The 9,070-nt window shown below is 66.1% G+C and carries 9 protein-coding genes; 5 read left to right on the top strand and 4 right to left on the bottom strand.

What is annotated here, in order from left to right; all coding sequences use genetic code 11:
• The first annotated feature begins 53 nt into the window (after positions 1-53).
• The 5 genes from BI327_RS11040 (at position 54) to BI327_RS41295 (ending at position 3,723) form a co-directional block, all read left to right on the top strand.
• On the top strand, positions 54-1,088 hold the full coding sequence (locus tag BI327_RS11040) for a glutamine synthetase beta-grasp domain-containing protein (RefSeq protein WP_076860268.1): 1,035 nt from the start codon (positions 54-56) through the stop codon (positions 1,086-1,088).
• A 182-nt stretch (positions 1,089-1,270) separates the two neighbouring features.
• Positions 1,271-1,975 carry a GrlR family regulatory protein gene (locus tag BI327_RS11035; protein ID WP_076860267.1) on the top strand — a complete coding sequence of 235 codons (705 nt, stop codon included), beginning with the start codon at positions 1,271-1,273 and terminating at the stop codon, positions 1,973-1,975.
• 5 nt (positions 1,976-1,980) lie between these two features.
• Positions 1,981-2,667 (top strand): substrate-binding domain-containing protein, encoded by a 687-nt coding sequence (locus tag BI327_RS11030; RefSeq protein WP_076860266.1) that lies wholly within the window; start codon positions 1,981-1,983, stop codon positions 2,665-2,667.
• Between the two features lie 32 nt (positions 2,668-2,699).
• Entirely contained in the window at positions 2,700-3,518 is an 819-nt protein-coding gene (locus BI327_RS11025) for a tetratricopeptide repeat protein (protein WP_076860265.1), read from the top strand.
• A gap of 55 nt (positions 3,519-3,573) precedes the next feature.
• A complete protein-coding gene (locus BI327_RS41295; protein ID WP_016843021.1) occupies positions 3,574-3,723 on the top strand; it encodes a hypothetical protein in 150 nt (49 codons plus the stop codon).
• A 68-nt stretch (positions 3,724-3,791) separates the two neighbouring features.
• Here the strand turns inward: BI327_RS41295 and BI327_RS11020 are convergent, their stop codons facing one another.
• From BI327_RS11020 to BI327_RS11005, 4 genes are all read right to left on the bottom strand, one after another.
• Positions 3,792-4,409, bottom strand: a complete 618-nt coding sequence (locus BI327_RS11020) for an Isoquinoline 1-oxidoreductase subunit (RefSeq protein WP_076860264.1) — start codon at positions 4,407-4,409, stop codon at positions 3,792-3,794.
• An 11-nt stretch (positions 4,410-4,420) separates the two neighbouring features.
• Complete coding sequence (locus tag BI327_RS11015; RefSeq protein WP_076860263.1) at positions 4,421-4,945, bottom strand: (2Fe-2S)-binding protein; 525 nt, start codon at positions 4,943-4,945, stop codon at positions 4,421-4,423.
• A complete protein-coding gene (locus BI327_RS11010; RefSeq protein WP_076860262.1) occupies positions 4,942-7,716 on the bottom strand; it encodes a xanthine dehydrogenase family protein molybdopterin-binding subunit in 2,775 nt (924 codons plus the stop codon). Before BI327_RS11010 ends, BI327_RS11015 begins: the two co-directional genes overlap by 4 nt.
• Before the next feature lie 136 nt (positions 7,717-7,852).
• On the bottom strand, positions 7,853-8,944 hold the full coding sequence (locus BI327_RS11005; RefSeq protein WP_076860745.1) for a hypothetical protein: 1,092 nt from the start codon (positions 8,942-8,944) through the stop codon (positions 7,853-7,855).
• Positions 8,945-9,070 lie beyond the last annotated feature (126 nt).

Raw genomic sequence — 9,070 nt, 5'->3', positions numbered from 1 at the left:
GGCCGACTGGCTTTCGGTTCCTCACGGTTTTGCATCATCAACAGAGAGGTTCAATGACCAAGTACAAGCTCGAGTATATCTGGCTCGACGGATATACGCCGACGCCGAGCCTGCGCGGTAAGACGCAGATCAAGGAATTCGCGTCGTTCCCGACCCTCGAACAGCTTCCGCTGTGGGGCTTTGACGGTTCGTCCACCCAGCAGGCTGAAGGCCACAGCTCTGACTGCGTGCTGAAGCCGGTCGCCTGCTATCCCGACGCCGCGCGCGAGAACGGCGTGCTGGTGATGTGCGAAGTCATGATGCCCGACGGCAAGACGCCGCATGTCTCGAACAAGCGCGCCACCATCCTGGACGACGAAGGCGCCTGGTTCGGCTTCGAGCAGGAGTATTTCTTCTACAAGGACGGCCGTCCGCTCGGCTTCCCGGAGGCCGGTTATCCCGCGCCGCAGGGTCCGTACTACACCGGCGTCGGCTATTCGAACGTCGGCAGCGTCGCCCGCAAGATCGTGGAAGAGCATCTCAACCTCTGCCTCGCCGCCGGCATCAACCACGAAGGCATCAACGCCGAAGTGGCCAAGGGCCAGTGGGAATTCCAGATCTTCGGTAAGGGCTCCAAGACCGCCGCTGACCAGATGTGGATGGCTCGCTATCTGATGCTGCGTCTCACCGAGAGCTACGGCATCGACATCGAATTCCACTGCAAGCCGCTCGGCGACACCGACTGGAACGGCTCGGGCATGCACGCCAACTTCTCGACCAAGTACATGCGCGAAGTCGGCGGCAAGGACTATTTCGAAGCCCTGATGAAGGCCTTCGACAAGAACCTGATGGACCACATCGCCGTCTACGGCCCGGACAACGACAAGCGTCTGACCGGCAAGCACGAGACCGCGCCGTGGAACAAGTTCAGCTATGGCGTGGCTGACCGTGGTGCCTCGATCCGCGTGCCGCACTCCTTTGTCAACAATGGCTACAAGGGCTATCTGGAAGACCGCCGCCCGAACTCCCAGGGCGACCCCTACCAGATCGCTTCGCAGATCCTGAAGACGATCTCCGAGGTTCCGACTGGCGCCAAGGCTGCCGCCTAAGCAGCCAGCCGGACCCGGATGAGCCATCCGGTACCGCAATCGGGTCCGCCAGGGCGACTGCCTTGGCGGACCCTTGCATTTTGGCGACAGTCTTTGCCGGCGGCCTTCCGCCGAAAGCGGTTTCGTGGCGTTATGAACCGCGCTAGATAACGATTGCATCTTGGCTGCCGGGGACGCGGCGCTTGTTTGAGGGATTTTACAAGGTCCGGTTCGAACTGGGCGGCTCTGTCGGCCGCAGCGTGATGTATGTCGGCGACGGCAAGATGCTCGGCGGCAATTCCGCCTTCGCCCATATCGGTACCTATGAGAAGGCCGGCGACGACGTCGCGGTCGAGATCCAGACCGTCCGTCACAATCCCGATCCGAACTACCGCGCGATGGCCGGCACCGATGACGCGACGCTGATCGCCAAGGGATGGCCGGACGGCGATCTCTACCGTTTCAAGGGCGAGCTGAAGGAATTGCCGGGCGTCCCGTTCCAGTCGGTGATGACACCGATCACTGAGGAGGACATCCCGATAGCCGGCGGGGTCGGCGAGGGCGGCGTCATCAACGGGCTCTATTCGATCCAAATCCGCGTGCTCGATGGGGTTGATGGCGGCCTCACCGGGGTGATGCTGCTGAACCACGGCCGCATCCTTGGCGGCGACGCGCACTTCTACTATCTCGGCACCTACACCTCGGAGAAAGGCCGCTGGAAGGGCCAGATCCTCAACCAGGAGCACACTTCGGCGATGGGCGAGAACCCGATCTTCGGCGGCCACGAGGTCGGCATCGGCTTTGCCGGCACTTGCGATGCGGAGGGTGCCGTGCTGGAGGCGACCGCGCTTGCCGGCAAGCGCAGCCTGCGCCTCACGGCCGCGCTCAAGCTGATGCGGCGGGCATGAGCGGAATGGGCCATTCGGTTCGCGTGCTCTCGACGCTGGCGCTGAAGGGCGCGGTCGCGCGCCTTGCCGAGACCTATCAGGCGACGAGCGGTGTTGCGATCGATGCCGACTTCGCACCGACGCTGGCATTGCTCGAACGCCTGCGCGGCGGTGAGGGGGCCGACCTTGTGATCCTGACCCGCGAAGGCCTCGACGAGATGATCGGCGAGGGCCGCGTTGCGCCGGAAAGTGCCGTCGACCTCGCGCGCTCCTATGTCGGTGTCGCGGTCAAAGCGGGCGCGGCGCATCCCGACATCGCAACGGAAGCCGCGCTGCGGACGGCACTGCTCGGTGCTCGCGCGGTAGCCTATTCGCGGCTCGGCGCCAGCGGCATCCTGTTCGCGCGGCTGATCGAGCGGCTCGGCATCGCCGCCGAAATCAACGCGCGCGCGGTGATCATCCCGGTGGGCTTCACCGCGGCGAAGCTCGTCAGCGGCGAAGCCGATCTTGCGATCCAGCAGATCAGCGAGCTGAAGCAGATCGACGGTATCGAGGTCGTCGGGCCAATTCCCCCGAATTTGCAGACACCGGCGGTATTCTCCGCCGGCCGCATGACGGCAGCGCAGCGCGCAGGGGCCGCGGATCATCTGCTGCGCTACCTTTCATCCGCCGATGTCGCGCCGGTGCTGCGCGAGACCGGGCTCGAGCCTTGAATTTGCCCGTCCCGCGACGCAACCTGCCGCCCATGTTCAAACCCTTCCAAGCCATCATCGTCGTCGCAGCGCTGGCCGCGCCCGTGCTGGTTCACGCGCAATCGGCGGACCTCGTGCTGTGCGACCGGCTCGCCGCCGATCCCACCGATCCCGACAAGCCGGCCGACGTGAAGGGTGTGTCCGAGATCGCGTCGGCTGATGTCGCGACCGCGATCAAATACTGCGCGGTGGCGGCAAGATCATCGCGCCGCGCGATGTATGAACTCGGCCGTGCCTATGCCGCCAACCGGCAGACCGGAGAAGCCGCAAGCGCCTGGCGCAAGGCCGCCGACAAGGGCTCGACATCGGCGATGGTCGAGCTCGGCGTGCTCTACGGCAACGGCACCGGCGTCGCCAAGGACGAGGCGCAGGCGCGCAAATTGTTCGAGCGCGCGGCGCAGGCCGGCAATGCGCGCGGCGTCAGCAATCTCGCCGCACTCGGCGGCAGCGCGGCGGCTGATCCGGCACGCGCGCGCGAACTGCTCGCCAAGTCGGCCGAGACCAATGCGGAGGCGCAGTACCAGCTCGGCATGATGCTGGCCGAGGGCAAGGGCGGCGCGCAGGACGATGCCGGCGCGCGGGCGCTGTTCGAGAAGGCGGCGGCACAGAACCATGCGGGCGCGCTGGAGCGGATGGGCGCCTTTTCGCAGGCCGGCCGCGGCGGGCCGAAGGATAGCGATGCCGCAAAAGCCTACTACGAGCGAGCGGCCGCGCTCGGCGACGAGGATGCCAAGAAGGCGCTGGAGCGCGCCCGCTGTCCGTACGTCATCAAGGACAAGCGCGGCAATCCGGTGACCAATCTCTGCTTCTAGGAACGCTCGCCGCAGCATCTCGTTGAGCTGCGAAACGTGTTGGCGAGGCGAACTCATGATCCGCAAACTGCGTTCCGGCGAGTACCGGCTGTATTCCCGCAAGGTCAATCCGAAGACCGGCAAGCGCCGCAATCTCGGCACCTTCAAGTCACGCGCGGCGGCGGAGAAGCACGAGCGCGACGTGCAGTATTTCAAGCGCCACTGAATTTGTGCGCTCTTTATTTGCGCATGGTCTTATCGGAAAACCGCTGCGCACTTTTCCGGATCATGCGCTCACGGCGCCGGGCAGGCGGCGCCGGTCTTCACCCAGGCCTCGACCAGCGCGCCGGCCTGCGCCTGCGTGCCCGGTGCCGGCGAGCGGCCGAAGCCCGGATGCCAGGCCCAGCCGACCAGCGTGTCCTTGCCGATATGCTCGATCAGCTCCTCGACCTTGCGGCCGCCATTGCGCGCGGGATCCCGGATCTGCGCGCAGATCTCGCCGACCGTCTTGCCGGCCCACGCCATCTCACGCGGTGCGAGATGCCATTCCGGGTGGCCCGGCACGCGGCCGGGATCGAAGTTGGCGTGCTGGTGGCAGATCGAGCAGCGCATCGCGCTGGTGCCGTGGCCGTCGGCGCCGCGCGTGACCGGCGGCTGGTGCATGCGGCTGATGTCGCCCTGGCGCGGGCTGTCGCCGGCGGGATGGCAGTTGGTGCAGCGCGGATGGGTCAGGACCTTGCCGAGCTCGGTGAAGATCGCCGCGGAGCGCTGCTCGACATTCTCGATCCCAGCAAAGCTTTCCGGCGAGGCGAGGGCGTGGCTCGCGCTCTCCGACGCCGCATAGCCGGCGCACAGGCTGGTCGCCAGCGCGGTGAGCACCGCAATGATCCGAAACCGCGTTTCCGATGGCATTGCTCGCGGGCTCACTTGTTGGCGGTCAAATAGCGTTTGGAATCGGCGAGGATCACGTCGCGCACCGCCTGGTGATATTTGATGTAGCCGGTGCAGCGGCACAGATGGCCGTCGAGCGCATCCGCAATCACGGTCTCGAGCTGGTCCCGCGCCACCGGCGCCTTCGCCAGCCGTTCGAGCAGCACCTGGCCCTCGTTGAGGAAGCCGGCCGTGCAATAGCCGCACTGGAAAGCGAAGTGGTCGATGAAGGCGCGCTGCAACGCGGAGAGCTCGCCGTCCTTGGCGTGGCCCTCGACGGTGCGGATCGCCATGCCGTCGAAATTCGCCGCCGGCACGATGCAGGTCGGCGTGGTGTAGCTGGTGCCGTCGGGGTTATCGATGATCACCGCGCAGCTCAGGCATTGCGCGGCGCCGCAGCCGAATTTGGTGCCGGTCATGCCGAGCATTTCCCGAAGGAAATCGTTCATCGAGAGGTCGTCGCGGACCTCGATCGGGCCGTGCCTCTCGCCATTGATGGTGAGGTTGAGCGTCGTCACGCAAGCGCTCCCTTGAGCAGGGCTGATGTCACCGGCAATGAGCGGAAACGGTGGCCGGTGGCATCGTTGATGGCGTTGAGCAGCGCCGGCACGATCGGGATCATCACCACCTCGGCCATGCCCTTGGGCGGCTCGTCCGGCGTCAGCGGCGGCAGCATCTCGATCTCGAGATCGTGCAGCGGCAGGTCGGAGCCGCGCGCGATCAAATACTGGCCGAGATTCCACTGCCCGTTGCCGGGGCCGCCTTCGAACGGCGGCAGGGTTTCGAGCAGCGCGTAGCCGACGCCCATGGCAAAGCCGCCATGCGACTGGCCGAGCACCACCTCGGGCACCAGCGCCTGGCCGCATTCGAACACGCTGTAGGCCTTGGCGATGCGCAAGATGCCGGTCGCACGCTCGATCTCGACGCGCACCAGCGTGCCGCACATCGAGGTGTAGGCGGTACCGATCCGGTTGTTGTCGGTCGGCGGGAATTTCACGCTAACGCGGTCGATCCGCTCGAACTCGCTTCGGCCGCGGCGAACAGCGAGCGCGTCGATCTCGGCACGGTACTGCTCGCCGAACAGCGGGAAGCGCGCGCGCGACCAGGCCCAGCGCGAGAAGCTGTGCGCGATTGCGCCGGTGACGAAGCTGCGCGCATGCGCGGTCGCGGCAAGCTGCGGCAACGGCAGCGGCGCGAGATCGTCGAGCACGAGCTGCCCGTCCCGCCAGCGTGCCTTATCCCATTGCCGGGCGCGGGGATCGGCCTTGCCGATGTGCCAGAGCTCGAGCGCCGCCGGCCACAGGCCGAAGCGGAAAATGACGCGGGCCGCCTCGGCCGAGGAATGCGTGCCGACATGGGCGCCGATCGAGGCGCTGGTCGCCGAGCTGATCGCGGGCACCCAGCGCGGGTTCTTCTCGGCGCGATCCTGGGTCTTCTGATCCATCGTGTAGGGATCGCCGGAGGTGATGAGCCCGAGCGCGTCATAGCTGTCGACCCGGGACACCGCGACCTCTTCGGCAATGCCGCCGAGATGGCCTGCGACCCGGTTGGCGAGCGCCGTACCGACGCCATTGCCCATCTCGACGTGATCACAGTGGATCGCGATCCGTCCCTCGGGATCGATCTCGACCCGGCCGAGCGAGCAATCCGCACCCGAGCCGTAATCCTTGGTGACGCAGGCGAGGCCGGTGCCGACCAGCCGTCCTTCCGGCGCCTTCTGCTTGAAGTCGGCGCGCTGCTGCCAGATCGGATGTGTCTCGAGCTTGTCGAGGATGTCTGATGTGCGCACCGAGACGATGTAGGGATTGCCGGTCATGGTCCGGCCGTTCTGCTTCAACGCATTGTTGCGGCGGAATGCGATCGGATCGACCTTGAGCTCGCTGGCCGCCTCATCGATCAGGACTTCGAGCGCGGTCATGGTCTGCAGCGTGCCGTAGCCGCGCATCGAGCCGGCGGTCACGCCGCGCGAATGCAGCGCCACGGTGGTGACGTCGACCTTCGGGATGTCGTAGATGCCGATCGCGGCGGTCGCGGCAACCACCGAGACGTTGGCGGAGAAATTGGCGAGGCCGCCGCCGTCGAGCACATGATCGGCGGCGAATGCCGTGATCTTGCCGCTCTTGCGATCGATCCCGATCTGCGAGCGCATCTTGATCGGGTGGCGTTTGATGCCGCCCTGGAATTGCTGGTAGCGGTCCTGCGCCAGCCGCACCGGCCGTCCCGGCAAGAACATCGCCGCCAGCGCCACGTAAAGCACGAACGGCGTATGGTCGCGGCCGCCGAAGCCGCCGCCGACATGGGCGAACTGCGCGTTGATGTGCGAGGGGCGGAACGGCGGGCGGGCCTTGCCGAGCATGAAGGCGATCGACTCGGTCGCCTCATAGGGCGACTGCACGCCGAGCACCAGCTCGAGATTGCCGCTGTTGTCGCTGTACCAGGCGAGGCCGCTCTCCGGTTCGAGGAACATCGGATCGACCGATTGGGTCTCGAACTCGCGGTAGAGCACGAGCTGCGATGGATCGTCCTTGCTGAGCTCGGCACGGATCGCTTCGCCGTGGGTCGCGGCCTTGGCGTAGTCGGCCTTGGTCTCCTTGGCGAGCGGCAGCCAGACCGGCAGCGCCGCGTTCTGGATCCGGCTCGGCGAAACCCAGCCGGCCTGGATCGGCGAATAGACGTCGGGCACATCAGGCGTCGCGCCGGCCACCCGGGTGAAGCGATACGCGCCATAGTTCGGCAGGATCACCGGACCGGTTTCGTCGCCGAACCTGACGAAGCCGACGTCGCGCAGCGCAAGGCGCGCGCGGTCGAAGGCGTCGAACTGCTCGAAGATCAACAGTGCGACCGGCTGACCGAGATAGATCGGGGTTTTGCCGACGGGGCAAAACAGATCGCCGGTGTAGAACTCCGGCACCCTTGTGCCGATCCGGTCGAGATCGGCAGCGGTCACGACGACCGAGGGCTTCGCCGGACCATCGAGGCGGGCGAGGTCCATCCCGGCATAGACATGCGTGGCGTCGTTGGCGCGGACCAGGATGGCGTGCGAGGTGGTCGCGGGCCAGCCCGGCATGTCGGCGGCGCGAAAGTCGGAGGCGTAGAGTTTTGCGCCGGTGACCTTGGCCACGCCGTCGACGCGGCCGGCCCCCTTGGCCGCCGGATTGAAATGGCCGCGCCCGGGAAGCGTCTCGCGGGTCGCGAACGCCGGTTCCTTGGCGATCGCCAGATGCGACAGGCTGACCGAGATGCCGCCTGCCGACAACCACTTCACGAATTCGCGTCGCGAAGGCCGCATGGTTCGATCTCTCATCTACGCTTTATCGGCATATCGCGCCGGGGTTTATAAGTTAGAACAATGCACGCAGAAGAATTGCGGCAAAGCGAACGCGATCGCAACGCCGCAATAGGTCGTAGTCTGCTCAGCTTTGGCCTCACTTGAGGTCGGCGATGGTGGCCGGTCCCGGACCCGGGGTGATCAGCGCCGGCCATTGCTTGGAACCGAACGGCACCAGCGGCGGCAGGAAGGCCGTCATGCCGCGCTTCTTGGTCTCGGCGATGATCGCCTCGCGTGCGTCGCCCCCCATCAGTTCGTAGTCCATCAGATGGTAGCTGCCGAAGAACAGCGCGCCGACCGAGCGGTCGGCGATGATCCGGGTCAGCGACTCCAGCATGTCCGCCGGCGTCGTGGTGAAGGAGATCGTCTCGATCAGCATCAGGCGGCTGTTGATGGCATCAGGCCCGAAGAACTGCGCCAGCACGCTGAAGATCACGTTGTTCTGCCGCGCCACATAGATCGTGTTGCTGGCGGCATAGGTCTTGTCCCAGTCGGCGCCGAGCTGGGTCTTCCAGTCGGCCATCACGGTCATCCAGTGCGCGACCTGGGTCTGCGCGGCCCAGGCGACGTTCTTGGCGAGCAGCGGCGCCTGCTTCTTGCCGAACGCCTCGAGCGTCGCGAACGGGATCGCGCCGGCGGTGAGGCATTCATCCATGAAGGCGATGTTGTTCTTGAGGATGGCGCGGTTGTTGTCGCGCCAGTCCGCCTGCATCGCCGTGGCATCGAGCCCGTCGAGCGCCGACTGCATCCGGCTGCGATAGGCCTGCATCGAGCCGCGCCACGACTTGTCGTCGGGATTGTTGACGTAGGGGCCGACCACCTCGGCCAGCGCCATCGTGCTGTGGCCGACCGATTTCAGCAGCTGATAGACGATCGGCACCTGCGGCGCCTCGGTCGGCGGCTTGCCCGGCCGGTACAGGATCAGGCGGCCGCCGGCGCCGGAGAACAGGCCGAGGATCACCGGATGCTTGTCGAGGATGTTCTTCTGGAAGATCCGCGCCGCATCGCCATAGAGCTCGAACATGCCGGTGTTGAGCGCGAGCACATCCTTGGTCGCGACATCGGCCGGCGTCGATGAGGTCTTGCCGGAGATCGGCCCCATGTAGTCGGGCAGCGACTGGGCCAGCGCAGCGCTACCGCTGCCGAGCAGCAGCGCCAGTGCGGCGGCCAGGCCAAAGCGATTGGTCATGTGATGCTCCTCGAAGCCTCGCGCCAGCGTCGCGGCCGGATGCGGCCGCGCGATCATTGGCGGAATGCGCTAATGCCTGGACGCAATGAACTGGAGAGAAGTGAACAGGGAGTATAGATCCCGCGG

It is taken from the genome of Bradyrhizobium mercantei (genome assembly GCF_001982635.1).
In the GTDB taxonomy this organism is placed as follows: domain Bacteria; phylum Pseudomonadota; class Alphaproteobacteria; order Rhizobiales; family Xanthobacteraceae; genus Bradyrhizobium; species Bradyrhizobium mercantei.
This window is presented reverse-complemented; position numbering and strand designations above follow the sequence as displayed.